Here is a 23,318-nt window from a genome sequence, read left to right as displayed (position 1 = left end):
CGGACGCAGGAATCTCCTCCAGACCAAAGACCCAACGGTCCTTCGGGATGTCCCAGCGCTCATCCGTACGGGAATGCCAGGACGCCCTCACCCAGGTAACCCAACCGTCCGTTCCACGGGTTACCTGATTGTTTTGCATGCACTTAGGGCCATTTGGGGCCTTTTCCGTGATATCTCCAATCCGGAGTGAAGGTGGCATCGAAGTGACGAGTGGACCCGCCCTCTCCGGGGGCGGGCCGACTACCGTTCGGAGTGAAACCGTGCGTTCTCGTATGCTGTCGGCCGCCGCTGCCGGCGCCATCGCGTTGTCCCTCGGCGCCCCCGCTCACGCGTCGGCCGAAACCGCGCCCACCCCGTTCGGTCCGCGTGACCGTGCGGGGGCTCCGGGTCTCATCAGTGTGGGTCTGACCTCCGACCAGCGCCTGGTCGGCTTTCAGGTCACCAAGCCGGGCGACAGCTGGTCGTTCGGCAAGGTTTCCGGCCTGCGGGCGGACAGGAAGCTGGTCGGTATCGACTTCCGAGTCCAGAACGGCAAGCTCTACGGAGTCGGCGACCGGGGCGGCATCTACACGGTGAACAGCGACGCGAAGGCGGTCAAGGTCTCCCAGCTCACCGTTGCCCTGGCGGGCAGGAACTTCGGAGTCGACTTCAATCCCGCCGCCAACCGCTTGCGTGTCATCAGCGACACCGGACAGAACCTCCGTCACAACATCGACGACCCGGCTGCACCGCGCACCACCACCACCGACGGCATGCTCACCAACCCGACCACGCCGCCGACGACCGCGCTCGGCGTCACCGGAGCCGCGTACACCAACAACGACCTCAACGCGTCCACCGCCACCACCCTGTTCGACATCGACACGGTCAACGACCGGGTCTCCCTCCAGTCCCCGGCCAACGCCGGCACCCTCGCTCCCACCGGAAACCTGGGAGCGAACACAGGGCCTCGGGTTGGATTCGACATCTACTACAAGCGCTCCGACGGTTCCAACCGCGCCTTCGCGTCGCTGTCCACCGAGGGGAGGCAGCGCTTCTACCAGGTGAACCTCCTCGACGGTGAGGCGTCCCTTGTCGGCTCCTTTCCTGTTGGCCGACAGGTCGTCGACATCGCACTGCCGCTGAACCAGAACTGAGAGCGGCCCGCGCCGGTGCCGGTGGAACCACCGTCGGCACCGGCGCGGGAGACCCTGGAGAGATCGGTCGGCGCTGCGGGTGCGCGGCCGCCAACGCGACGCGGGCGGCAGCGGGTCAGGCGGAGCCGGGCGGCAGCGCTCCGAGGACGGCGGCGAGGGCGTGCGGGGCGCGGCGGGCGATGTTGTGACCGACGGGTATCTCGTGAACCCGCCAGCCCGGGTCTGCGCGCAGCCGCTCGGTCACTTCGAGGAACGGACTGCCTGCCCACGCACCCCCGCTGACGTACGTCCGGTCGGGTGTGCGGCCATGCCGTGCGACGTGCCTCCACGTCGATGGCACCTCCGGGCCCGGCTCCGGGAGCCCGCTGAAATGACCCAACCGTTCGCACGACGTCAGGTACTGGCCGGGGCTGGCGCACTCGCCGCTGTGACAGCGCTGTCCGCATGCTCCTCCTCACAGTCGAAGGAGGGCGGTAAGGGCTCCGCCGGTGCGGGGATGCTGCGGGCCGCCTTCAGTGCGGGCGGTTCGCGGGAGACGCCCGATCCGCACCCCGCCCCGCTCTTCGTCGACCAGGCCCGTTCCAAGGCCCTGTACGACAGCCTGCTCACGTACAAGGACGACATGTCCGTGCAGAGCAGGCTCGCCGAGTCCTGGGAGAGCGACCGGGCCGGGACGACCTGGCGCATACGGCTGCGGAACGCGCGTTTCCATGACGGCAGGCCCGTCACCGCCGCCGACGTGCTCTGAAACTACCGGCGCATCGCGGATCCGAAGACCGCCGCGTCCTCCCAGCAACTCTTCGCCGCCGTCGACTTCGCCACCTGCCGTGCCTCTGGGCGTGACCTCACCCTCGTCCTGCGCAAGCCCGACTTCGAGTTCCCGAGCGCACTCGCCGCGGCCGGCACCGAGATCGTTCCCGAGGACACCAAGGACTTCCGGCATCCGATCGGGTCGGGGCCCTTCACCTTCAAGTCCTTCACACCGGGCGGCAAGGCGGTGTTCAGGGCGTGGGACGACCACTGGGCCGGGCGCCCGCACATCGACGAGCTGCAGTTCGTCCCCGTCAACGAGGAGCGGGCCCGGCTGAACGCGCTGCTGTCCGGTCAGGTGGAATACGCCCATGACCTGTCCGCCGCCTCCGCGACGCGGCTGAGCGGGCGGGACGGATTCGCGCTCGCGCAGAGCAAGCTCGCCACCATGCAGGCGATCCTGCTCCGTCTCGATCAAGCTCCCTTCGACGACCCCGCCTCGTGCGCGCCTTCGCGCTCGGGCTCGACCGTGAACACCTGGCCGGCGAAGAGACCCGCCCCCGCCATCAGTCTCTCCCCCGGGTCGGCCTCGTCATCGCGATGGCGGCCTTTCTCGGTGTCGTCGCGTTCTTCCGGCCGTTCGTCGTCGCGCCCGGCACCTTCGGCTCGAACTACGCGCCCCCGCTGATCTTCGGCGTGCTCCTCGTACTGATCCTGTGCGTCGTCCTGTCCGAGATCGCCGAGGGCGGAATCGACTCCAAGGCCCTGGCCATGCTCGGCGTGCTGTCCGCGGTCAACGCCGCCCTGCGCCCGCTCGGCGCGGGCACCGCCGGCATCGAGACGGTCTTCTTCGTCCTCGTTCTTGCCGGTCGCGTATACGGGCCCGGCTTCGGCTTCACCCTCGGCTGCACGTCGTTGTTCGCCTCCGCGCTGATCACAGGTGGAGTCGGCCCCTGGATGCCGTACCAGATGTTCGGCTGCGCGTTCGTCGGGATGCTCGCCGGGTTCCTGCCGCGCGCGACGGGCCGCGTCGAGATCCTGCTGCTCGCCGTCTACGGTTCGCTCTCCGGCTACCTCTTCGGCTTCCTGCTCAACCTGTCGTTCTGGCCCTTCTCCCTCGACCCCAACAGCTCCATCGCCTACCTGCCCGGTCTGCCGTTCACCGAGCAGTGGCACCGCTACGTGGCCTTCGACCTCGCGACCTCCCTGGGCTGGGACACGGGACGCGCCGTCACCAACTTCGTGTGCGTCCTGCTCGCGGGTCCGGCCGTCCTCACCACGTTCCGGCGAGCGGCCCGCAAGGCCAGGTTCCGGGCGCCCGTACGGTTCGTCCCCCGGCAACGCGGCGGGCGGGACGGTGCGGGAGATCAGTCCTCCTGACCCTCCACGGGATACGGCACGTACGTGCGCCGGTCCGCGTCGATCGACAGCCGCCCACCGGCCGGCGGGCGGCGGGCCCGCTGGGCGCAGTCCCGGCGTTCACAGATGCGGCAGCCGAGCCCGATCGGTGTGGCGGCACGAGGATCGTCGAGAGCCACGCCCGCGGCGTAGACCAGCCGGTGAGCGTGGCGCAGTTCGCAGCCGAGCGCCACGGCGAACTCGGCGCGTGGAGGCCGTGTCCACCGCGTGTGACGGTCCGCGCGACCCAGAAGTGCCGTTTCCCGTCCGGCATCTCGGAGCCACCTCCGAAACTCGCCCGGGCGGGACCGGGGGGCGCCCTCGGAGTGGCCCCTGGGAGACTGTCCGTATGAGCATGGAACGGCGCGAAGTCCTCGTCATCGGTATCGGGGCCGGCGACCCCGACCACCTGACCCTTCAGGCGGTGAAGGCGATCCGCCGCGCCGACGTCTTCTTCGTCGTCGGCAAGGGACCGCACAAGGCGTCCCTCACGGACCTGCGCCACCGGATGATCGAGGAGCACGCGCAGGGACCGTACCGGGTGGTGGAGGTCGAGGACCCCAGCCGCGACCGCCGCCCCATGGGCCGCTCCGACTACACGGCGGTCATCCAGGACTGGCGTGAGCGACGCGGCGAGATCTTCGAACGGGCGATGCGTGAGGAGCTGACCGCCACCGAGACGGGAGCCTTCCTCGTCTGGGGCGATCCGTCGCTCTACGACAGCACGCTGGGCATCCTCGCCGACATCGAGGCCCGAGGCGCGCTCTCCGTGAGCATGGAGGTGATCCCGGGCATCACCAGCATCGCCACCCTCACCGCCCGGCACCGTATCCCGCTCAACCAGGTGAGCCGGCCGGTGCACATCACCCCGGCCCGCCTCCTGGCCGACATCGGTCGCGACGACGGCGGCGACATCGTGGTCATGCTCGACGCAGGCGAGTCGTTCGCCCAGGTCGCGGGCGACGACGTGTGGATCTACTGGGGCGCGTATCTCGGCACCCCGGACGAACTCCTCGTCGCGGGCCCTCTCCACGAGGTCTCCGACCACATCCGGCAGGTCCGTGCCGAGGCTCGCGAGCGGCACGGCTGGATCATGGACACGTATCTGCTGCGGGCCATCGATCCGCCGGTTCGGGGTGCCGGGCCGCTGGTGCCGGGGGAGACGTCCGAGGATCGCGGGAAGGGCTGCTGACCCCTGGCTCCGGTGAGCGCCCGCGCGTGCCGGATGTGACGGCGAAGCTCGGCGGGCTGTGGTTCCCTGGCGGCTTCCAGCCGTTCCAGGAGGTCGGCCACCTCGCTGAGGGCTCTCCGAAGCGTCTGCATTCGGGCCCCCTGTGCCCCCAGCTGTCTGCGCAAGGCGAGCAGGGACTCGTACTGCGCCACTGGTACGGCGACCATCCGCTCACCGTCGACGAAAACGGTCCGCGGTTCGTGCTTCACGACTGCCCCTCCCTCCGGTCCCCTTCGGCGCAACGACGGGGGTGGGGGGGGGGGGGGGGGGGGGGGGGGGGCGCCCCCCCCCCCCCACGGCACCCGTTACCGATCAGTCCGAGTCGAGCTCGGCACGGACGGTCCTGGCGGCGGCGACCAGGTTCTCGAGGGAGGTGCGGGTCTCGGGCCAGGCGCGGGTCTTCAGGCCGCAGTCGGGGTTGACCCACAGCCGTTCGGCCGGGATGGCCTTGAGTCCGGTACGCAGCAGGGTGGCCGCTTCCTCCTGGCTCGGGATGCGCGGGGAGTGGATGTCGTAGACGCCGGGGCCGGCCTCGCGCGGGTAGCCGTGGTCGGCGAGCTCGTAGGCGACCTGCATGTGGGAGCGGGCGGCCTCCAGGCTGATGACGTCGGCGTCGAGGTCGTCGATGGCCTGGACGATGTCGCCGAACTCGGCGTAGCACATGTGGGTGTGGATCTGGGTTTCCGGACGCACCCCCGCGGTCGACAGCCGGAACGCCTCGGTCGCCCAGTCCAGGTACGCGGAGTGGTCGGCGGCGCGCAGCGGCAGCGTTTCGCGCAGAGCGGGCTCGTCGACCTGGATGACCGAGGTGCCGTTCGCCTCCAGGTCGCCGACCTCGTCGCGCAGGGCCAGGGCGACCTGGCGCGCGGTGTCACCGAGGGGCTGGTCGTCGCGGACGAAGGACCAGGCGAGCATGGTGACGGGTCCGGTGAGCATGCCCTTCACGGGGCGGTCGGACAGCGACTGGGCGTACGAGGTCCAGCGCACCGTCATCGGCTCGGGCCGGGAGATGTCGCCGGCCAGGACCGGCGGGCGGACGTAACGGGTGCCGTAGGACTGGACCCAGCCGTGCTGGGTGGCGAGGTAGCCGGTGAGCTGCTCGGCGAAGTACTGCACCATGTCGTTGCGCTCGGGCTCGCCGTGCACCAGGACGTCGATGCCGGTCTTCTCCTGGAAGGAGATGACGTCCCGGATCTCGGTCTTGATGCGCTCCTCGTACCCGGCGGTGTCGATGCGGCCGGCGCGCAGGTCGGCGCGGGCGGTGCGCAGCTCGGTGGTCTGCGGGAACGAGCCGATGGTCGTGGTCGGCAGCAGCGGCAGGCCCAGGTGGGTGCGCTGGGCGGCTGCCCGGTCGGCGTACGGCTGGGAGCGGCGCGAGTCGGCGTCCGTGACGGCCTCGGCACGGGCGCGGACGGCCGGGTCGCGGGTGATGGGCGATGTGGCGCGGGAGGACAGCGCCGCCCGGTTGACCGTCAGCTCGGCGGTGATCGCGTCCGTGCCCTGGGCCAGGCCCTTGGCGAGGGCGACGATCTCGGCGGTCTTCTGGCGGGCGAAGGCCAGCCAGGTCAGGATCTGCGGGTCGACGTCCTTCTCGAGGGCGGCGTCCAGCGGGACGTGCAGGAGCGAGCAGGAGCCGGCAACGTCGACGCGGTCGGCGAGACCGAGCAGGGTGCCGAGCGTGGCGAGTGACTTCTCCAGGTCGTTGACCCAGATGTTGCGGCCGTTGACGACACCGGCGACGAGGCGCTTGCCGGAGAGGCCGCCGACGGCGGCGAGAGCGTCGAGGTTGGCGGCCGCGGCGTCGGTGAAGTCGAGGGCGAGGCCCTCGACGGGCGCCTTGGCGAGCACCGGCAGGGCGTCACCGAGCCGGCCGAAGTAGGAGGCCACCAGCAGCTTCGGCCGGTCGGTCGCGGTACCGAGGTCGCGGTAGGCGCGCTCGGCCGCGTTCAGCTCGGCCGGGGTGCGGTCCTGGACCAGGGCGGGCTCGTCGAGCTGTACCCACTCGGCGCCCGCGGCGCGCAGGTCGGCGAGGACCTCGGCGTACACGGGGAGCAGGCGGTCGAGGAGGGTGAGCGGGTCGAAGTCGGCGGCGACACCGGGAGCGGGCTTCGAAAGAAGGAGGTAGGTGACGGGGCCCACCAGGACCGGTCGGGCGGTGAGGCCTTCGGCGAGGGCCTCCTTCAGCTCGGCGACCTGCTTGGCGGAGTCCGCGGTGAACACGGTGTCCGGGCCCAGCTCCGGGACCAGGTAGTGGTAGTTCGTGTCGAACCACTTGGTCATCTCCAGCGGCGCCACGTCCTGCGTGCCCCGCGCCATGGCGAAGTACCCGTCAGGGGCGTCGGCGGCGACTGCGGCGCGGTGCCGCTCGGGGATGGCACCGACCATGACCGTGGTGTCCAGGACGTGGTCGTAGTACGAGAAGTCACCGGTGGGCACCTCGTGGATGCCGGCCGCAGTCAGTTCCTGACGGTTGCTGCGGCGCAGCTCGCAGGCGGTGGTACGCAGGGCCTCAGCGGTGACGCGGCCCTTCCAGTACCCCTCGATCGCCTTCTTGAGCTCGCGGTTCTCCCCCTGGCGGGGGTAGCCGTACACGGTGGCTTGCGCTGCCGCGGCTGCGGTCTTGGTGGTCACGGAGTTCTCCTTCGAGAGACGTATCCCTGAAATCCCGAAGACCGGAACGCGTGAAGGAGCGACAGAACCGTCGGTGCGACCTCGCGCGGCAAAGGCGCGGCCGTCCGCCGAATGTGTACGCCGACCCGCCCTCGAGGTCACCGGGATGTCCGCGCACGCGTTGGACGTGCACGGGCAACGGGCAGGTCTTCGGACTCGCGGGCACACCCACCGGATCGAACCGGAGGGCACCTACTGGCCGTCGCTTCCCAGGCCCGGTACGTCGGACCCAGTGCGTATGACGGCGGTCGTTCCCGCTCACCGCTGCGGGGCAGTCCCGGATTCCCACCGGGTTCCCTCTTACGACACCCCGCCTGGCGGACAGGGCGAACCAGCTGCGGTGCTCACCCTACGGCCCCCGGGTCCGAGATGACCAGCGCGTCCGGACAGCGGACGGTGACGTCGGGCCCGCCGGTCACATACACATGCCTGTGGGGGTGGACCGGTCCCTCTCCGGTCCACCCCCACAGGTTCCGCCGTCGGGCCCTGTTCCCGACGGCGGCACCCGGGCCCCTCAGCTCGGGTGGTTCGCGGTGGCATCCTGTTCGTAGACGTGGAACCCGCGCCCGGTCTTCCGCCCCAGCAGGCCCGCCTCGACCATGCGCTGGAGCAGTGGCGGCGGCGCGTAGAGGGGTTCCTTGAACTCCTCGTACAGCGATGCCGCGATCGAGGCGACCGTGTCGAGACCGATCAGGTCGGCGAGCCGCAGCGGCCCCATGGGGTGCGCACAGCCCAGCTCCATGCCGTGGTCGACGTCGGCCGGTGTGGCGAAACCGGACTCCGTCATACGGATCGCCGACAGGATGTACGGGATGAGCAGCGCGTTGACGACGAAGCCCGCGCGGTCCGGGGAACGCACGACGGTCTTGCCGAGCGTCGAGGCGGCGAACCGCTCGACCAGGGCGGCGGTGTCGGAAGAGGTGTGCAGGGAGGCGACCACCTCGACCAGCGGCAGGACCGGTACCGGATTGAAGAAGTGCAGTCCGACGACCCGGTCGGCACGCTCCGTGGCCATGCCGAGGCGCATGACGGGGATGGAGGAGGTGTTGGTGGCGAGGACGGCCGCCGGATTCTCCACGATCTTGTCGAGCGCGGCGAACAGCTCCGTCTTGGCCTCGGTGTTCTCGACGATCGCCTCGATGACGAGATCCCGGTCGGCCAAGTCGTGGAGCTCGCCGGTGAACGTCAGCCGCGCCATGGCGAGTCGTGCCTCCTCGGCCGTGCACCTGCCTCGGCCGACCGCCTTGTCGAGCGAGGCCGTGACGCGGTCACGGGCGCGCCGGACAGCCGTGGCGTCTGCCTCGCACACGATCGTGTCGATGCCGGCACGGGCGCAGACCTCGGCGATGCCCGCTCCCATCTGGCCGCCTCCGACGACTCCTACACGGTTCATGTCGATGATCATGACGACCGCTCCGTGGTCCGGACGAGATGGCGTGTATAGGCGTCGGGGGTGAAGAAGAGCGGGAGTTCGGTGTCGAGTGCGTTGCGCCGGAAGAGCTCCTGTATCTCGTCCAGCGGCGTGAAGGGGAACTCGGCAACCAGTGCGGACAGTTCCTCGTCGAGAAGCGACAGGACGGTCTCCCGGTCGACGTGGCGGTGGCGCAACCACTGCCAGACCTGCACCCGGGCGATCTCGGCGGTGGCGGCATCCTCCATGAGACCGTCCAGGGCGACCGCCCCCTGCCCCCGCAGCCAGGCGGCGAAGTACCGCAGCGCGACCGAGATGTTGGTGCGGACGCCCTCAGTCGTCGGAGGCCCGCTGACCTTGCGCACGGAGAGGAGTTGTGCGGGCGTCACCTCCACGTCCTCGCGTGTCGTGCCCAGCTGGTGCGGTTCGCTGCCGAGCACGCCGTCGAAGACCTCCCGGCAGATGGGGACCAGTGCGGGGTGGGCGACCCATGACCCGTCGAATCCGTCCTCCGCCTCGCGTTCCTTGTCCAGACGCACCTTCGCTCCCGCAGTTCGTACAGGATCTCCTCCATCTCGAACACCGCGGTGATCGTCTCGATCAGCACCGTCGCGCGGATCGTGCCGCGGGGGATGGAGAGGAGTTCCTGCGCGAGGACGAAGATGTCGTTCCACAGCCTGGCCTCCTCGCGGTTCTCGAGCTTGGGCAGGTAGAAGTACGGGCCGTGCCCGGCATCGATCTGCCGCTGCGCACAGTGGAAGAAGTACAGGCCGAAGTCGACGAGCGCGGCCGGCACCGGGCGGCCGTCGACCTCCATGTGCTCCTCGTCGAGGTGCCAGCCACGCGGCCGCACCACGATGGTGGCCGGCGTCCTGTCGGTGGCGAGCCGGTACTCCTTGCCCTCGTCGGTGGTGAAGTCGATGCGCCGCTTGATCGCGTCGAGCAGGTTGATCTGCCCCCCGATCACGTTGTCCCAGGTCGGAGAGGTGGCGTCCTCGAAGTCGGCCAGCCACACCTTCGCACCGGAGTTCAAGGCGTTGACCGTCATCCGCCGTTCGGGCGGACCGGTGATCTCCACTCGCCGGTCGACGAGACCCGGAGCCGGAGGGGCGACGCGCCAGCCGGCGTCCTCGCGGATACGTCGGGTCACCATCGGGAAGTCGAGCGGATACCCCTCGGCCAGCCGCATGGCCCGACGACGGCGCTCCTTGAGCAGACGTGCACGGCCCGACGCGAACGTGCGCGCCAGCTTACCGATGAAGTCGAGTGCGGCCGGGGTGAGGATCTCGTCGTGACGATCGCCGGGAGCGGCGCGGACGTGAGCGGGCCGGGTGATGAGCTGCGGGGACATCGGATCTCCTGAGGGAGGGAGGCGAAGGCGCGATGAGTGGGTGTGTTGCACGATGCGGGAGCGGTCACGGGAGTGAATGCGGATGGTCACGGGGCGGTCGTCGAGCGCTTGACGCCGCCCGTCGTGGTCCGCCGTGCCGACCGGTGGCGTTCCTGTGGCGGAGGCCCGCAGGGCCAGGAGCCCGGAAGTGACGCCGAAGCGTTCGGGGGCGGGAGCCGGGTCCGGCAGCCCCGCCGTCGAAGGCCAGTTCCTGCCGCTGCCGGGCTGGGCGGTGAGGACGACGCCGCCGGCACGGTGACCAATGGCGGACCGGCGGGGCGCCCCCTGCTCTTCTAGTGGAACTGCTCTTCCTCGGTGGACCCGGTCAGGGCGGTGGTGGAGGAGTTCGGGTTGACCGCCGTAGAGACCAGGTCGAAGTAGCCGGTGCCGACCTCACGCTGGTGCTTGACCGCGGTGAAGCCGTGCTGCTGCGCGGCGAACTCGCGCTCCTGGAGGTCGACGTAGGCAGTCATGCCGTGCTCGGCGTAGCCGCGCGCCAGGTCGAACATGCCGTGGTTGAGGGAGTGGAAGCCTGCCAGGGTGATGAACTGGAAGCGGTATCCCATCGCGCCCAGTTCGCGCTGGAACTTCGCGATCTGGTCGTCGTCCAGCGCGGCCTTCCAGTTGAAGGACGGCGAGCAGTTGTACGCGAGCATCTGGTCCGGGTGCTCCGCGTGGATCGCCTCGGCGAACTCACGGGCCTGCGCCAGGTCCGGGGTGCCCGTCTCCACCCAGATCAGGTCGGCGTACGGGGCGTAGGCGAGACCGCGGGCGATGACTGGAGCCATGCCGTTGCGCACCCGGTAGAAGCCCTCGGCCGTGCGCTCGCCCGTGACGAACTCGGCGTCGCGCTCGTCGACGTCGCTGGTGAGCAGATTGGCCGCGAGGGCGTCCGTGCGGGCGACGATCAGGGTGGGCACGTCGGCGATGTCAGCCGCGAGCCGCGCCGCGTTGAGGGTGCGGACGTGGTGGGAGGTCGGCACGAGAACCTTGCCGCCGAGGTGGCCGCACTTCTTCTCCGAGGCCAACTGGTCCTCGTAGTGGATCCCGGCGGCACCTGCGGCGATCATCGCCTTGGTGAGTTCGAAGGCGTTGAGCGGGCCACCGAAGCCGGCCTCGGCGTCGGCCACGATCGGGGCGAGCCAGTCGATGGAGTCGTCGCCCTCGCTGGTGGCGATCTGGTCGGCGCGCAACAGCGCGTTGTTGATCCGGCGCACGACCTGGGGGACGGAGTTCGCCGGGTAGAGGCTCTGGTCCGGGTAGGTGTGACCGGCGAGGTTGGCGTCGGCGGCGACCTGCCAGCCGGACAGGTAGATGGCCTGGAGCCCGGCCTTCACCTGCTGGACCGCCTGGCCGCCGGTCAGCGCGCCGAGCGCGTGGATGTAGTCCTGATCGTGCAGCTGACGCCACAGCCGCTCGGCGCCGCGCCGGGCCAGCGTGGCCTCCTCGCGGACACTCCCGGACAGACGGATCACGTCGTCGGCGCTGTAGGTGCGGTCGATCCCCTTCCAGCGCGGGTCGGTCGCCCAGCGGCGGGTGAGTTCCTCGGCTGCCTGCGTACGCGTGTCGGTTGCCATGACGGTCACCGTCTCCTCGGTCGTTCGTCTGCGAATCGTCTGCGAATCCAGTCATCACGCACGAAGGCCATCGAATGCAGTGGCACTGCGTGTCGGATGTGGGGTGCGGCCCACCGTCCCCGAGTGGAGTCGAGCTGAGCAATGCGGACGACGAGCGGGTGCGTTCGGTGCCGGGATCTCCGACGTCAGGGCATGAATCGTGCCCCGGTTCCGAGGCGCACCCGCCGGGGTCCGGTGGGCCGCACTAAGACTCTGGCACTGGCACTGAGTGCCATCAAGGATGGATCGATGCCAAGTTCTGCGAACCTTCCCGCTCCCGTTTGCCAATGTTGCGAAGGGCGGGAGCGGTTAGTGGTCGCTTACGCTGCGCCCAAGACCGAACAGGAGGGGTGCCGTGGCCAAGATCTACGCGGGGGCACGACTGCGTGGGCTGCGCGAGGAGCGAGGCATGAGCCAGGCGGAGCTGGCCCGTGCCCTGACCGTGTCACCCAGCTATCTGAACCAGATGGAGCACGACGCCCGACCGCTCACCGTGCCGGTGCTGCTGAGGCTGACCGAGGAGTTCGGCATCGACCCGTCGTTCTTCTCCGAACGCGACACGAGCCGTCTGATCGCGGATCTCCGGGAGGCGCTCGGCGCCGAACTCACCGCCGGCCGTGTGAGAGCCGCCGATCTGGGCGAACTGGCCTCGCGCCTGCCATCCGTGGCGCACGCTCTGGTCGACGTCGCCCGCCGCAACCAACGCCTCTCCGAACAGGTCGTCGGCCCTGACGGCCGCGAGGGGGCAGCAGGGGCACCGCCCACCCCGCACGAGGAGATCCGCGACTACTTCTACCGCCGTCAGAACTATCTCCACCACCTCGATCTCGCGGCCGAGGGACTCGCCGCCACCCTCGGCATCCGCCCCGGCGACGTACTGCGGGCACTCGCCGAGCGCCTCACCGATCACCACGACGTACGCCTCGTGACCGAGCCGGTCGGACCGCTGCACAACTACGACAGTGCGACCAGGACCCTGCACCTGTCCGCGAGGCTGCGTCCGGGGCAGCAGGCATTCCGCATGGCCACCCAACTCGCCCTGCTCGAACAGGCCGACGAGATCGACCGGCACGCGAGCGAGGACTTCACACCGGGTACGGAAGCCCATTCCCTGGCCAGAATCGGCATCGCCAACTACTTCGCCGCCGCGTTGATCCTGCCGTACGGAGCCTTCCACGCCTCCGCCGAAGGCTTCCGCTACGACATCGAGCGCCTCACCGACCACTACGGACTCGGTTACGAAACGATCTGTCACCGTCTGAGCACACTCCAGCGGCCCCGTCTGCGTGGCGTTCCCTTCTCCTTCGTCCGTGTCGACCGGGCCGGCAACCTGTCCAAGCGCCAATCGGCCACCGACTTCCACTTCTCACGCTCCGGTGGCACCTGTCCACTGTGGAACGTCTACGAGGCATTCGCCGCCCCCGGGAGGATCCACGTCCAGGTAGCCGAAATGCCGGACGGCAAGCGGTATTTGTGGACCGCGCGTGCGGTCGTCCGCCGCTCCGGCTGGGGAGACCCGGGCAAGACCTTCGCCATCGGGCTCGGCTGCGAGATCCGCCACGGCCACCGACTCGTCTACGCCGATGGTCTGGATCTGGGCAGCGCCGCCGCCACACCCATCGGGATGGGCTGCCGCGTCTGCGAACGGCTCGGCTGCTCCCAGCGCGCGGCACCGCCGCTCGGCCACTCTCTGCACATCGATCCGAACGCCAGCACGTTCGTGCCCTATCCCGTGGCGGACGGGACAGCCCACTGAGCGCAAGGCGCCGTCGGGCTCCCTACGCTGACGCTCCCGATTTGATCGGCGCTGAACCTCTCAGTTCACCGCCTTGACGTGTGAGTTGCTAAACCAATGGAGGAATGGCCTTTTTCCGGTGAAAATCGTTATCGACTTCACTTCTGCGAGTTGATGCGTTTGTTGCCGTGTGTCTCCCGTGGCATTGTTGTTCGCGGCGGTAGGAATTAGGAAACATCCAGCTGCCGCTCATGAATGTGCGGTAGCCCAAGCTGTGGAGATGAGTGGCGTGACAGCTTCAGTGCAGCACCGACCGCATGCCGGACACGACCACGTGCACGGTGAGGGCTGCGGGCACGTGGCGGTCCCGCATGACGGTCATGTCGACTACGTACACGACGGCCACCTGCACCGTACGCACGCTGATCACATGGATGAGTGCGAGGCGGGCGACCACCAGCAGCACGCCGGGCATGATCATGTGCACGGTGAGGGCTGTGGGCACGTGGCGGTTCCGCACGGTGGCCACCTGGACTACGTCCACGACGGCCACCGCCACGCGGCACACGACGGACACTGGGACGACCACTGAATTCAATACGTCCCCAGGGTGCATGCGCCCCTCGGTTAACCGGGGGGTGCATTTCTTTGTGACGATTTTCTGTTCCGGTTGTTCTTATCGGGTTGAGTGTGGAATCAGGGCAATTTCCCCGGCATCCTGGTGGTGTACCGGGCCGGACGGTGCCGTGGCTGCGACCACCGTCCGGCCCGGAGTCTCAGTGCCCCGTCACGGCGGCGAGGGGTTCGTGCTCGTGTGTGCAGGTCTCGTCGAAACCGTAGGTTTCCCAGGCGGGGAAGGGGTCGTGCGCGGCCGGTGCCTCGCCTTCTGTCATGAGGCAGGCGGTCAGGGCCGCGTGCAGGGGTTCCTTCTGCAGCTGGGTTCCGATGAAGACGAGTTCCTGGACATGCGGGCTGTCCGTGTCCCGCGCGGACGAGGGTTCGAAGCGTGCGACCGAACCGGCCTGTGACCACAGTCCCATCGCATGGGGCCTGCTGGCGAGGGTGAAAAAGCCCTTGGAGCGGAGAACCTGCCCGTAGGACCCGCTTTCCAGCAGCGTCTGCGTCACGAAGGTCCATAGGCGCCCGGGGTGGAAGGGGGCTGCGGAGCGGAACACGGTGGAGGAGATGCCGTATTCCTCGGTCTCGGGGACGTGGTCGCCGTTGAGCTCCCTGACCCAGCCCGGGGCCTGCTGGGCGCGTTCGAGGTCGAAGCGGCTGGTTCCCAGGACTTCGCCGACCGGAACGCGGCTTCGCACGGCAGACACGACATGGGCGGCTGGGTTGAGGCGGGCCAGGGTGGCTCGGAGCCGTTCGGCCGACGCGGAGTCCACGAGGTCGAGCTTGTTGAGGACGAGGACGTCGGCGAACTCGATCTGGTCCATGAGGAGGTCGCTGACGGTGCGTTCGTCGTCCTCGTACTGGTCGAGTCCGCGTTCGGTGAGTTCGTCGCCGGCGGCCAGTTCGGGCAGGAAGTTGGCGGCGTCGACGACGGTGACCATCGTGTCGAGGCGGGCCAGGTCGCCGAGGGTGGCGCCGTCGTCGCGGGCGAAGGCGAAGCTGGCGGCCACAGGCATCGGTTCGGAGATGCCCGAGGACTCGATGAGCAGGTAGTCGAAGCGCCCCTCGCGCGCCAGCCGGTCCACCTCTTCCAGGGGGTCGTCGCGCAGGGTGCAGCAGATGCACCCGTTGGTCATCTCGACCAGGCGCTCCTCGATGCGCGACAGGGCGGCCTCACCCCCGCGCACGAGAGAGGCGTCGACGTTGATCTCGCTCATGTCGTTGACGATCACGGCGACGCGCAGGCCCTCCCGGTTGGAGAGCACCCAGGAAGCCCGACAGGACGGTGACAGGAAGGCGCGACGAGGGAGCGTGAGTCATATCTGGATCAGCCCTTGGGGCGGAGCAGGCCGCGCTCGTACGCCTTGGCCAGCCGCTGCGGGACGAGGTACGGCACGCCGTCCACCGTGACCGACACCAGCTGGGGCGTCGTGGCCTTCCACTGGGCGCGGCGGTGACGGGTGTTGCTGCGGGACATCTTGCGCTTGGGTACGGCCATGCGGGCCTCCTGGTGCGATCGGCAGTGGACGGGAACGGACGATATATGAAAATGAATGTCGTTACTACTTCGCGGGGTGCGCGGCGGTGCGAGGGTGTGTGTGGCTCACCTGGCAGCCGTACTGCCTCGAAGTCCCTGCGGAGATGCGGCCCCTGAGCGTCAGGCCGCAGCCCTGCTGTCGGAGTGACGGTGATCACGAGTGCTCTCGAGGGGAGCGCTGCGTAGGCTTGCGCATGTCATCGAGCTGGAGGCCGAGGGGGCGGGCGGGGTCTCCATCTGTGCCTGATGATGCGTCAGGAAAGTCAGCGAGTGGTCAGCATGAGTCCTGGAAAACCTGGGGACAACTGCCCGGACATGCGACTGGTTGTAGGGTGTCGAAACAGCCCTTGACCTGCAAATGCGCAGGCAGGGAGCCTACTTGTGGGAGTGCCTCGATGTTGCGTACCATGTTCAAGTCCAAGATCCACCGTGCCACTGTCACCCAGGCCGATCTCCACTACGTCGGATCGGTCACCGTCGACGCAGATCTGATGGATGCCGCGGATCTCCTGCCCGGCGAGCTCGTGCACATCGTGGACATCGACAACGGCGCCCGCCTCGAGACTTACGTGATCGAGGGCGAGCGCGGCTCCGGCGTCATCGGGATCAATGGAGCCGCCGCCCACCTGGTGCATCCCGGCGATCTGGTGATCCTGATCAGTTACGCCCAGGTCGACGACGCCGAGGCGCGGGCACTGGTGCCGAGTGTCGTGCATGTGGACGCCGAAAACCGCATCGTCGCCCTGGGGACGGACGCCTCGGCACCCGTACCGGGTACGCGTACCGAGCGCAGCCCGCAGGCCGTGCCCGCGCGGGGCTGATCAGCCGGCGCCCGGCGGTCCGCTTCGGTCCGCTCTGCGCCGGTCGGGGGACACGGGCCACAGGTGTCACTGTGTGCACGTATGGACTCGGCAGGCGCGGGCAGCCGCACGGGGAGACGGTGGAGAGAGTCACCGTCTCCCGTTCGTCGCAGTTGGAGGACCGAGATGACGCAGCCGTATCCCGACCCCGTACCGCCCGCGCCGACGCCCCCGCCGATGCCGGGACCGCCCACACCGGTGCCCTCCCCGCCCCCCGTGCCGCCGGGGCCCGTACCCCCCGGACCGGCGCCGGATCCGATTCCGCAGCCGCCGAACCCCAACCCGGAGCCGGTACCCGAGCCGGAGCCGTCACCGCAGCCGGCGGGATGAGCGCGGGAGGCCGGACCCGCGGGTGAGCGCAGTGGTGACCCGGCCGGTCGGGTGCGAGCAGACCCGGTGCGGGCGCTCAGGCTTCCGCGTGGAGACCCGTCAGGGCGTTCACGTGGTTCAGCCCGCTCTCCGCCGCGACCGAGTCCAGCGACTGCGCGTCGCGGACGGTGGCGAAGCGTAGCCGCCCCGCCTTCCCGGCGAAGCCGTACACGGCGGGGCGCGGGAGGCTGTTGTAGGCCCAGGGGGTCGAGAAGTAGTACGCGCCCGTGTCGTACAGGGTCACGAAGTCGCCCTCGCGCAGTTCCGGCAGCTCACGGGCGTGGGCGACGACGTCCCCGGCGAAACAGCATGGTCCGGCCACGTCCTGCACCATCGGCGGCCCGGTCCGGGGGCTGCCCTCCGCGTCGAAGGCGCCGATCCGCAGCGGCCAGGCGTCAGGCATCAGTACCGTACGGGTCGCCACCTGCGCGCCGGCGTGGGTGAGCGCGATACGGCGCCCGCCCGCGTCCTTGGTGTACTCGACACGGGCCCCGATGAAGCCGTTCTTGGCCAGGAGTGACCTGCCGAACTCGGTGACCAGGTCGTAGCGCCCGTCGAAGAGGCCCGGGACCGCCGTACGGAGCGCCGCCACGTAGTCGCTGAAGGCCGGCCGGGCCTCGTCGTCGGCGAAGTTGACGGGCAGCCCGCCGCCGATGTCGATCCCGGTCACTCTGCGCGTGCCCAGCCGTTCGTTGATCTCCTCCGCCAGGCGGTAAGTCTCCGCGATGCCCGCGGCGATCAGCTCCAGGGAACAGCCCTGGGAGCCGACGTGGGCGTGCAGTCGGGTCAGCCAGGGCCGCTCGGCGAAGGCACGGACCACCCGTTCACGGGCGCCCGGGTCGTGCAGCGCCACACCGAACTTCGACGTCATCGTCGCCGTGCTCATGGCTCCGATGGCGCCGCCCCCGACCTGCGGATTGACCCGCAGCCCGAGGACGGACGCCGAGCCGGACGAGTGCAGTTCCTCGATCCGCCGGAGTTCACCCAGACTGTCCGCGTTCACCGCGACACCGAGTGCGAGAGCCAACCGGAGCTCGTCGCGGGTCTTGGCAGGGGAGTCCAGGACGATGCGTGAAGGGGCGAAACCGGCCTCTACGGCGAGCCGGAGCTCGCCCGGACTGGCGACCTCGCACCCCATGCCGAGGCCCGCGAGCAGCCGTAGCACCGGAACCAGGGAAGCGGCCTTCGCCGCGAAGGTGTGCAGGACCCTGACTCCGGGCTCGACCGCGAAGGCATCCCGCAGCGCGTCGACGGAGGCGCGAACCCCGTCCGCGTCCAGGAACCCCGCCAGCGGCCGCCGTTCGCCGATGAGGTCCTCCGCCACCGCGAGACGGAGCGCCTCGGCGAATCTCGCCGAGCGCGGGGAGCCGAAGGGGCTCTCGGACGCCTCGATGGCCGGTGGCCGTGTGCGGTGGATGTCGTTGATGGGAGCCTCGCAGGTCGGAGCCTTCAGGCGATGATCGGGACGACGGCCTCCGGCGTCAGCATCCGGAAGGTGAACGCCTGATGGAAGTAGAGCTGGATGCTCGTCGCGTCGTGGGCCAGGTATCCGATGGACAGGTCCTGGCCGAGGCACAGCTCGAAGTCCCCGCCGCGTGTGGACAACAGGACCCCGCCGGTGACGGCGGGTGCCCACAGGATGGTGTCGTCCAGCTGCCGGGCCAGATGGGTGGCCACCGGGTAGCCGTGGTCGGACGTCTCGGTCGCCTCGGTGAACGCGTCCGCGCCCAGCAACAGGCGGTAGGGCCCGTCCACCCCCGCGAGGCGCAGCCGGGTCAAGGCCTGGCTCACCGTGGTCGGATAGTCCCTCGCATCGGCCGGCAGCGGCAGCGCCGGGTGGGAGGACCCGTCCCGCAGCCCGGTGATCCCGGCCGCCGCGTATCCGTCGATGATCGCCATGTCCTCCGCGAACGCGCAGGTGCGCGCCGCGTCCTTCACCGGCTGCCAGTCGCTGTCCTCGGAGCCGCGTTCCACATCGTCGACGGCGGCCCTCGTCACGGTGAAGGGAACCCTCCACTCGATGACCGGCGTGGAGGTGCGTGCGCGGGCGATCACGTCAGGGGTCGGCGGATCGATGTCCCGCAGGTGCCCGTCGCCGATGGCCGACAGCTCAGGACCCTGCGGATCGCTCACGTCCACGACCCTGCGTCCTGCCACGTGCCGGCTGAAGGTGCGCCTGGCCTCCTCGTCGATCTGTTCCCAGGCGGCGTCGGTCACCGGGGCGAGTTCGCGGTGCAGATTGTTCATCGCGGGGCGCTTTCTCGGAGGCCGCCGAGGCTGCCGATGCGCAGCGAACCGTCGTGTTCCGCATCGGGGCCGACAGATGTCGTCGAAACCTCCGGGGAGCGGTCCTCAGGGACGGCCGGGAACCGCGTCAGGGCGGGCGGCGGTGGGGGAGCGTCGAGGAAGTCGGCGCTCGGGGCGTGGAAGAGCGTTCCGGTGACCGCGGTGGAGAAGTCGAGGATGCAGTCGTGGGTGCCGGGCGGACTGCCGAGGAACATGTTGCGCAGCATCTGTTCCGTGACACCGGGATCGGCCGCGTAGCCGATGAAGTACGTGCCGAACTCGCCCTGCCCGAAGCTGCCGAAGGGCATGTTGGCCCGCAGGATGTCGCGTTCGGTGCCGTCCGCATCGGTGATGGTGTTCAGCGCGACGTGGGAGTTGGCCGGTTTGTCCTCGTCGGCGAGCTCGATGTCGTCGAACTTCGTACGGCCGATGATCCGTTCCTGCTGCTCGGTGCTGAGAGCGTTCCAGCCGGCCATGTCGTGCAGGTACTTCTGTACGACGACGTAGCTGCCGCCCTCGAAGTCGGGGTCCTCGCTGCCCACGAGGGCTGCCGCCCGTGCGTCGTCACCGACCGGATTCTCCGTTCCGTCGACGAAGCCGAGCAGATCCCGGTGGTCGAAGTAGCGGAAACCATGTACCTCGTCGACGATCCTCACCGCGTCACCGAGCCTCCTGAACAGCTGGGAAGCCCACTCCCAGCAGACGTCCATGCGCTCGGCGCGGACGTGGAAGAGCAGATCGCCCGGCGTGGCCGGCGCGTGGTGAACGGGGCCGCGCAGTTCCCGGAACGGGTGGAGACGAGCCGGCCTCGGGCCTGCGAACAACCGGTCCCAGGCGTCGGAACCGAAGCCCGTGACACACGCCAGCCCGGCGCTGGGCACCCGGAACCCGACGGAGCGGGCGAACGCCGCCAGGTCGGGCAGCACCTCCCGGACGGCCGTCTCGCCACCCGGCGTGATCGTCGCGACCAGGACCACCGCGGCACTGGTCAGCGGTGCGACGACTGGCTGGACCACAACGGGATCCGGTACGGCCTCGGACATGCGCGCACTCCGTGGATGGTGGACGTGGCTCCCTGCCACTTATCCACACGGCGGCCCGGGGCGCACGCCGGACCGGGCCGGGCGGGCGAAGGCGAAGCCCGGCTCCGACGCCGATGGAGCCGTCGGGTACGGGGCCACGGAGCCGTCGGCCGGGAGCCGCGAGGCCACGGATCCGTCGGGCAACGGGTCCGAGGACTCACGGAGCTGCCGGGGATCAACGGCCCCCGCCCCCACCCGCGGCTCCAGCCCCATGCCCCCGAAGTCACGCGGCCCTATGACCCGGGGCAGACCCGACCGATTCGCCGTACCGGGGGACTGCCTGGATCAGCTCTTGGCATCTGTCCTGTCGCCGCCCCAGAGGGCAGCCCTCCAGACGCGGAAACAACAGCTCAAACGGGCTTTCTTCCTCTCCGCCTTCGCGGCCCTGGGCGACCCGGCCTCGCGGGCCTACTACGACAAGAAGATCGCCCAGGGAAAGCACCACACCCAGGCCCTGCTCTGCCTCGCCCGACGCCGGGCCGACGTCCTCTTCGCAAGGCTCGGCGACGGAACCTTCTACGAGCCCCAACCGGTTGCGGCCAGGTGAGGAGTCCAGAACACTCGATCAGTCCTCCGGCCGAAGCCGCTTACGAGCGGCCTCAAGCCGCTGGTCATAGTCAGGCGCGAACAGCCCCGGAAGCGCCTTGTCGAGCGTTCCGGCGATCTGATGGATCGGCGCCCAGACCGCCGGATCGTCGACAACACGGCTGAGGTCCGTCATCTGGAGCTTCTCCAGCCAGTGCGACAGCACCAGTGCCTCGTCACTCGTGAGCTTGATCGTGACCTGGCTATCACCCATGCACACCCCCACGGCTCGGCCCGCCCTTTGCTCGCACGAACCTACTGGCCTTGGACCTTGACCAAATACATAGGGGCCCCGCTGGCTGGACAGCGGGGGTCGACCACGTTGGGAGGGACGAGAGCCTGGTGTTGTTCGATTGCCGCACGGCTGGAAGAGGCCAGCCGAAGTGCCCGGCGTGAGGGTCTCGAGGATCGTGCGAAGCCAAGGGCTGCGTACGGCCGGTAGCCGGACCAAGGTGTGTTGGAACGTTCGCCGGTCGGCCCCGAACAGGTGGTTAGGGAGCAGCGGGAGCGGGTCGTCTCGGAGGACGTCTTGAGCTAAGGGGCCCGACGCGGGAACCGGCACCCGCCAGCCGTGCTGCCCGCCCAAGCCGCTAAGTTGAGCCGAGCAACTGGAAGGAAGGGGAGGCTGATGACCGAGCACCCGGATATCGCAGCACTGGCCCAGGTCATGGCCCCGACCTTCGGCGTTGACGAGGCCCTGGACTGGCCCTCGGTCGAAGAACGACTGGACTGCCGGCTGCCCAGCGACTACAAGGCGTTCATGTCGCTCTACGGCGGTGGGGGCATCGATGACCTGCTGAGTGTCCTCCTCCCTCTGCACGAGGACGGTATCCAGTGGGATCCCGGTGCCATCGAGGACGAGATTTCGGGCGCCCGCTCGACATGGGAGCACACTCCCGCGCAGCGGCGCCACGACATCGACCCGGCTCACATTCTCCCCTGGGGCCAGACTTCCGGCCCCGATCTCCTGTGCTGGCTTACCGCTGATCCCAATCCGGACACCTGGCCGGTGCTGGTCTGGGGCCGGCACACCGACGAGCGCTGGACCCTGTTCGAGTGTGGCATGGCCCGCTTCCTCCTGCGGATCTTCACCACTGACCTCGACACCTGCCCCCTGAGCGATACCTCGCTCTGGGGCAAGACCTCTCCAGGATTCGTTCACTGGCGCGAGCAGCAGATCCGATGGAAGGCCGGACGGGATCCCTTCACCAACGAACCGGACCCCTACGCCGACATGTTCCCCCGCTGAGCACAGCCCACAGTCTCATCGAGCGAGTTCGCGGAGCAGGGGAGTGGGGTCGGTGAGGTCAGACGTCCCGGAGCTCTGCAGTGCTGGAGCGCCCGGTAGCGACGGCCAAGACCTGTACTCCGTGAGTAAGGCCGGCGGCGACGCCGGCTGGACTTGTTTCCGCTTCGTGTTCGGCTCTTGCTGCCGTGGACGAGGTTCTTGACCCTCACGTGGCGTCAGGCTGCATAGTCGGTGCCGTGGACGATCACTGGACCGTGGGACGCGTGGCCGGGCTGGCCCACGTGAGCGTCCGCACGTTGCATCACTATGACGAGATCGGTCTCGTTCGGCCGTCGGCGCGGACCGCGGCCGGGTACCGGGTCTATTCGGCGGACGACGTGGAGCGGCTGCGGGAAGTGCTGGCCTATCGGCGGCTGGGCTTCGGGTTGCGGGAGGTCGCGGAACTGGTCGGCGATCCGTCCACCGACGCGGTCGCACACTTGCGCCGGCTGCGCGGCCTGCTGCTGGACCGGCGTGATCGCGCTGACGCCATGGTGACGGCCATCGACAGGGAACTTGAGTCACGAGCGAAGGGACTGAAGGTGACACCGGAAGAGCAACTGGAGATGCTCGGTGCGGAGCTGTACGACGCGATCGGCGGCGCTTACACCGCGACACGGCGTACCGAGCCCCGGATCGCCGCGCAGATCTGGGACGCGCTAGGGGACGCGCGGACGGTGCTGAACGTCGGGGCCGGCACCGGCTCCTACGAGCCCACTGATCGCGACGTGACCGCGGTGGAGCCATCGGCGGTCATGCGGGCGCAGCGGCCCGCCGGTTCGGCGCCGTGTGTGGCCGCCGCCGCGGAGAGCCTGCCGTTCGAGGACCACTCCTTCGACGTCGCGATGGCCGTCTCCACCGTTCACCACTGGGAAGACCCGATGGCGGGGCTGCGGGAGATGCGTCGTGTGGCCCGCCACGTGGTGGTACTCACGTTCGACACTGACGAGCCCGGATGGCAGGACCGGTTCTGGCTCACCCGCGACTACCTGCCTGAGTTCGCCTCCGTCCTCACGGAGTTCCCCTCGCTTGCCGGGATGGCCGATGCGATCGGCGCCCGCGCTGAGCCGGTGCCGATCCCGTGGGACTGTGCTGACGGCCTGTTCGAGGCGTACTGGCGTCGACCGGGGGCGTATCTGGAGGATCATGTGCGCCGTGCGTCGTCGGTGTGGACGAGGGTCGGTCCGGAGGCCGAGCAGCGGGCGGTGCGAAGCCTCAGCGACGACCTCGACTCCGGCCGGTGGGCCGAGCGCAACAGCGACCTCGCTGCCCTCGAATCGGCAGATCTTGGCCTCCGCCTGCTCATGGCTTGACCACGTCGCATGTTCAGAGCCATGGCGGCTCCTGGACGGCCCG

The 23,318-nt window shown here is 69.3% G+C and carries 17 protein-coding genes, 5 pseudogenes and 1 riboswitch; of the genes and pseudogenes, 10 read left to right on the top strand and 12 right to left on the bottom strand.

Translation table 11 applies throughout. From position 1 onward, the window contains the following. The first annotated feature begins 260 nt into the window (after window positions 1-260). The gene (locus ACGFNN_RS23435) at window positions 261-1,136 is read left to right on the top strand and encodes a DUF4394 domain-containing protein (protein WP_393558618.1); all 876 of its coding nucleotides are present in this window, start codon (window positions 261-263) and stop codon (window positions 1,134-1,136) included. 115 nt (window positions 1,137-1,251) lie between these two features. Here ACGFNN_RS23435 and ACGFNN_RS23430 read toward each other — a convergent pair whose 3' ends face one another. Beyond that, window positions 1,252-1,380, bottom strand: coding sequence for a hypothetical protein (locus tag ACGFNN_RS23430; RefSeq protein WP_393558616.1), 129 nt, complete (start codon window positions 1,378-1,380; stop codon window positions 1,252-1,254). Window positions 1,381-1,443: 63 nt separating this feature from the next. On the opposite strand from ACGFNN_RS23430, the pseudogene ACGFNN_RS23425 reads away from it, so the two are divergent. Next, window positions 1,444-2,574, top strand: a pseudogene (locus ACGFNN_RS23425) (ABC transporter substrate-binding protein). Continuing rightward, complete coding sequence (locus ACGFNN_RS23420) at window positions 2,487-3,266, top strand: ECF transporter S component (protein ID WP_393558615.1); 780 nt, start codon at window positions 2,487-2,489, stop codon at window positions 3,264-3,266. The pseudogene ACGFNN_RS23425 and the gene ACGFNN_RS23420 overlap by 88 nt, the downstream one beginning before the upstream one ends. Here the strand turns inward: ACGFNN_RS23420 and ACGFNN_RS23415 are convergent. Further along, window positions 3,254-3,564: pseudogene (locus ACGFNN_RS23415) on the bottom strand (short-chain fatty acyl-CoA regulator family protein); the annotation flags it as partial. The gene ACGFNN_RS23420 and the pseudogene ACGFNN_RS23415 sit on opposite strands and share 13 nt — an antisense overlap. 69 nt (window positions 3,565-3,633) lie before the next feature. Between ACGFNN_RS23415 and cobF the strand changes: the two are divergent. Continuing rightward, the gene (cobF, locus tag ACGFNN_RS23410) at window positions 3,634-4,476 is read left to right on the top strand and encodes a precorrin-6A synthase (deacetylating) (RefSeq protein WP_393558613.1); all 843 of its coding nucleotides are present in this window, start codon (window positions 3,634-3,636) and stop codon (window positions 4,474-4,476) included. A 351-nt stretch (window positions 4,477-4,827) separates the two neighbouring features. On the opposite strand, the gene metE is transcribed toward cobF, so the two are convergent. From metE to aceA, 4 genes and pseudogenes are all read right to left on the bottom strand, one after another. Then, window positions 4,828-7,146, bottom strand: coding sequence for a 5-methyltetrahydropteroyltriglutamate--homocysteine S-methyltransferase (gene metE / locus ACGFNN_RS23405; RefSeq protein ID WP_393558611.1), 2,319 nt, complete (start codon window positions 7,144-7,146; stop codon window positions 4,828-4,830). A 162-nt stretch (window positions 7,147-7,308) separates the two neighbouring features. Beyond that, window positions 7,309-7,536, bottom strand: a riboswitch (cobalamin riboswitch). 163 nt (window positions 7,537-7,699) lie between these two features. Continuing rightward, window positions 7,700-8,578 carry a 3-hydroxybutyryl-CoA dehydrogenase gene (locus ACGFNN_RS23400; RefSeq protein ID WP_393558610.1) on the bottom strand — a complete coding sequence of 293 codons (879 nt, stop codon included), beginning with the start codon at window positions 8,576-8,578 and terminating at the stop codon, window positions 7,700-7,702. Window positions 8,579-8,586: 8 nt separating this feature from the next. Further along, window positions 8,587-9,947, bottom strand: a pseudogene (locus ACGFNN_RS23395) (hypothetical protein). A gap of 332 nt (window positions 9,948-10,279) precedes the next feature. Beyond that, entirely contained in the window at window positions 10,280-11,563 is a 1,284-nt protein-coding gene (gene aceA / locus ACGFNN_RS23390; protein WP_393558608.1) for an isocitrate lyase, read from the bottom strand. A 394-nt stretch (window positions 11,564-11,957) separates the two neighbouring features. Between aceA and ACGFNN_RS23385 the strand changes: the two genes are divergently transcribed. Together ACGFNN_RS23385 and ACGFNN_RS23380 are read left to right on the top strand one after the other, a co-directional pair. Next, window positions 11,958-13,358 carry a short-chain fatty acyl-CoA regulator family protein gene (locus ACGFNN_RS23385; protein WP_393558606.1) on the top strand — a complete coding sequence of 467 codons (1,401 nt, stop codon included), beginning with the start codon at window positions 11,958-11,960 and terminating at the stop codon, window positions 13,356-13,358. Between the two features lie 259 nt (window positions 13,359-13,617). Beyond that, the gene (locus tag ACGFNN_RS23380) at window positions 13,618-13,929 is read left to right on the top strand and encodes a hypothetical protein (protein WP_393558604.1); all 312 of its coding nucleotides are present in this window, start codon (window positions 13,618-13,620) and stop codon (window positions 13,927-13,929) included. A 184-nt stretch (window positions 13,930-14,113) separates the two neighbouring features. Here ACGFNN_RS23380 and ACGFNN_RS23375 read toward each other — a convergent pair. Both ACGFNN_RS23375 and rpmF read right to left on the bottom strand, forming a co-directional pair. After that, a pseudogene (locus ACGFNN_RS23375) lies at window positions 14,114-15,275 on the bottom strand (GTP-binding protein). Between the two features lie 7 nt (window positions 15,276-15,282). Continuing rightward, on the bottom strand, window positions 15,283-15,453 hold the full coding sequence (rpmF, locus tag ACGFNN_RS23370) for a 50S ribosomal protein L32 (RefSeq protein WP_393558603.1): 171 nt from the start codon (window positions 15,451-15,453) through the stop codon (window positions 15,283-15,285). Between the two features lie 434 nt (window positions 15,454-15,887). Here rpmF and panD point away from each other — a divergent pair, with 434 nt between their 5' ends. Beyond that, window positions 15,888-16,313: an aspartate 1-decarboxylase gene (panD, locus tag ACGFNN_RS23365; protein ID WP_393558601.1), complete on the top strand. Its 426-nt coding sequence runs from the start codon at window positions 15,888-15,890 to the stop codon at window positions 16,311-16,313. Window positions 16,314-16,758: 445 nt separating this feature from the next. Here panD and ACGFNN_RS23360 read toward each other — a convergent pair whose 3' ends face one another. The 3 genes from ACGFNN_RS23360 to ACGFNN_RS23350 form a co-directional block, all read right to left on the bottom strand. Continuing rightward, a complete protein-coding gene (locus ACGFNN_RS23360; RefSeq protein ID WP_393558599.1) occupies window positions 16,759-18,045 on the bottom strand; it encodes a diaminopimelate decarboxylase in 1,287 nt (428 codons plus the stop codon). A 125-nt stretch (window positions 18,046-18,170) separates the two neighbouring features. Next, window positions 18,171-18,968: a family 1 encapsulin nanocompartment shell protein gene (locus ACGFNN_RS23355; RefSeq protein ID WP_393558597.1), complete on the bottom strand. Its 798-nt coding sequence runs from the start codon at window positions 18,966-18,968 to the stop codon at window positions 18,171-18,173. Continuing rightward, entirely contained in the window at window positions 18,965-20,050 is a 1,086-nt protein-coding gene (locus tag ACGFNN_RS23350) for a Dyp-type peroxidase (RefSeq protein WP_393558596.1), read from the bottom strand. The genes ACGFNN_RS23355 and ACGFNN_RS23350 overlap by 4 nt, the downstream gene beginning before the upstream one ends. A 356-nt stretch (window positions 20,051-20,406) precedes the next feature. Between ACGFNN_RS23350 and ACGFNN_RS23345 the strand changes: the two are divergent. Continuing rightward, window positions 20,407-20,636 (top strand): annotated as a pseudogene (locus tag ACGFNN_RS23345) (IS110 family transposase); the annotation flags it as partial. A gap of 18 nt (window positions 20,637-20,654) precedes the next feature. Here the strand turns inward: ACGFNN_RS23345 and ACGFNN_RS23340 are convergent. After that, window positions 20,655-20,888 (bottom strand): hypothetical protein, encoded by a 234-nt coding sequence (locus ACGFNN_RS23340; RefSeq protein WP_393558594.1) that lies wholly within the window; start codon window positions 20,886-20,888, stop codon window positions 20,655-20,657. 414 nt (window positions 20,889-21,302) lie between these two features. On the opposite strand from ACGFNN_RS23340, the gene ACGFNN_RS23335 reads away from it, so the two are divergent. Both ACGFNN_RS23335 and ACGFNN_RS23330 read left to right on the top strand, forming a co-directional pair. Beyond that, window positions 21,303-21,923, top strand: coding sequence for an SMI1/KNR4 family protein (locus ACGFNN_RS23335; RefSeq protein ID WP_393558592.1), 621 nt, complete (start codon window positions 21,303-21,305; stop codon window positions 21,921-21,923). Window positions 21,924-22,177: 254 nt separating this feature from the next. After that, window positions 22,178-23,275, top strand: a complete 1,098-nt coding sequence (locus ACGFNN_RS23330) for a methyltransferase domain-containing protein (RefSeq protein WP_393559092.1) — start codon at window positions 22,178-22,180, stop codon at window positions 23,273-23,275. The last annotated feature ends 43 nt before the right edge of the window (window positions 23,276-23,318 follow it).

The organism is Streptomyces sp. NPDC048590 (genome assembly GCF_043199535.1).
Taxonomy (GTDB): domain Bacteria; phylum Actinomycetota; class Actinomycetes; order Streptomycetales; family Streptomycetaceae; genus Streptomyces.
The sequence above is the reverse complement of the archived record's forward strand: the minus strand, read 5'-3'. Positions and strand labels throughout refer to the sequence as shown.

Bases quoted from the DNA above. Each gene is read 5' to 3' on its own strand.
- ACGFNN_RS23400 (WP_393558610.1), bottom strand. From the start codon at position 8,578: ATGAACCGTGTAGGAGTCGTCGGAGGCGGCCAGATGGGAGCGGGCATC.
- ACGFNN_RS23355 (WP_393558597.1), bottom strand. From the start codon at position 18,968: ATGAACAATCTGCACCGCGAACTCGCCCCGGTGACCGACGCCGCCTGG.
- aceA (WP_393558608.1), bottom strand. From the start codon at position 11,563: ATGGCAACCGACACGCGTACGCAGGCAGCCGAGGAACTCACCCGCCGC.
- rpmF (WP_393558603.1), bottom strand. From the start codon at position 15,453: ATGGCCGTACCCAAGCGCAAGATGTCCCGCAGCAACACCCGTCACCGC.
- ACGFNN_RS23350 (WP_393558596.1), bottom strand. From the start codon at position 20,050: ATGTCCGAGGCCGTACCGGATCCCGTTGTGGTCCAGCCAGTCGTCGCA.
- cobF (WP_393558613.1), top strand. From the start codon at position 3,634: ATGAGCATGGAACGGCGCGAAGTCCTCGTCATCGGTATCGGGGCCGGC.
- ACGFNN_RS23420 (WP_393558615.1), top strand. From the start codon at position 2,487: ATGGCGGCCTTTCTCGGTGTCGTCGCGTTCTTCCGGCCGTTCGTCGTC.
- panD (WP_393558601.1), top strand. From the start codon at position 15,888: ATGTTGCGTACCATGTTCAAGTCCAAGATCCACCGTGCCACTGTCACC.
- ACGFNN_RS23335 (WP_393558592.1), top strand. From the start codon at position 21,303: ATGACCGAGCACCCGGATATCGCAGCACTGGCCCAGGTCATGGCCCCG.
- ACGFNN_RS23380 (WP_393558604.1), top strand. From the start codon at position 13,618: ATGAGTGGCGTGACAGCTTCAGTGCAGCACCGACCGCATGCCGGACAC.
- ACGFNN_RS23340 (WP_393558594.1), bottom strand. From the start codon at position 20,888: ATGGGTGATAGCCAGGTCACGATCAAGCTCACGAGTGACGAGGCACTG.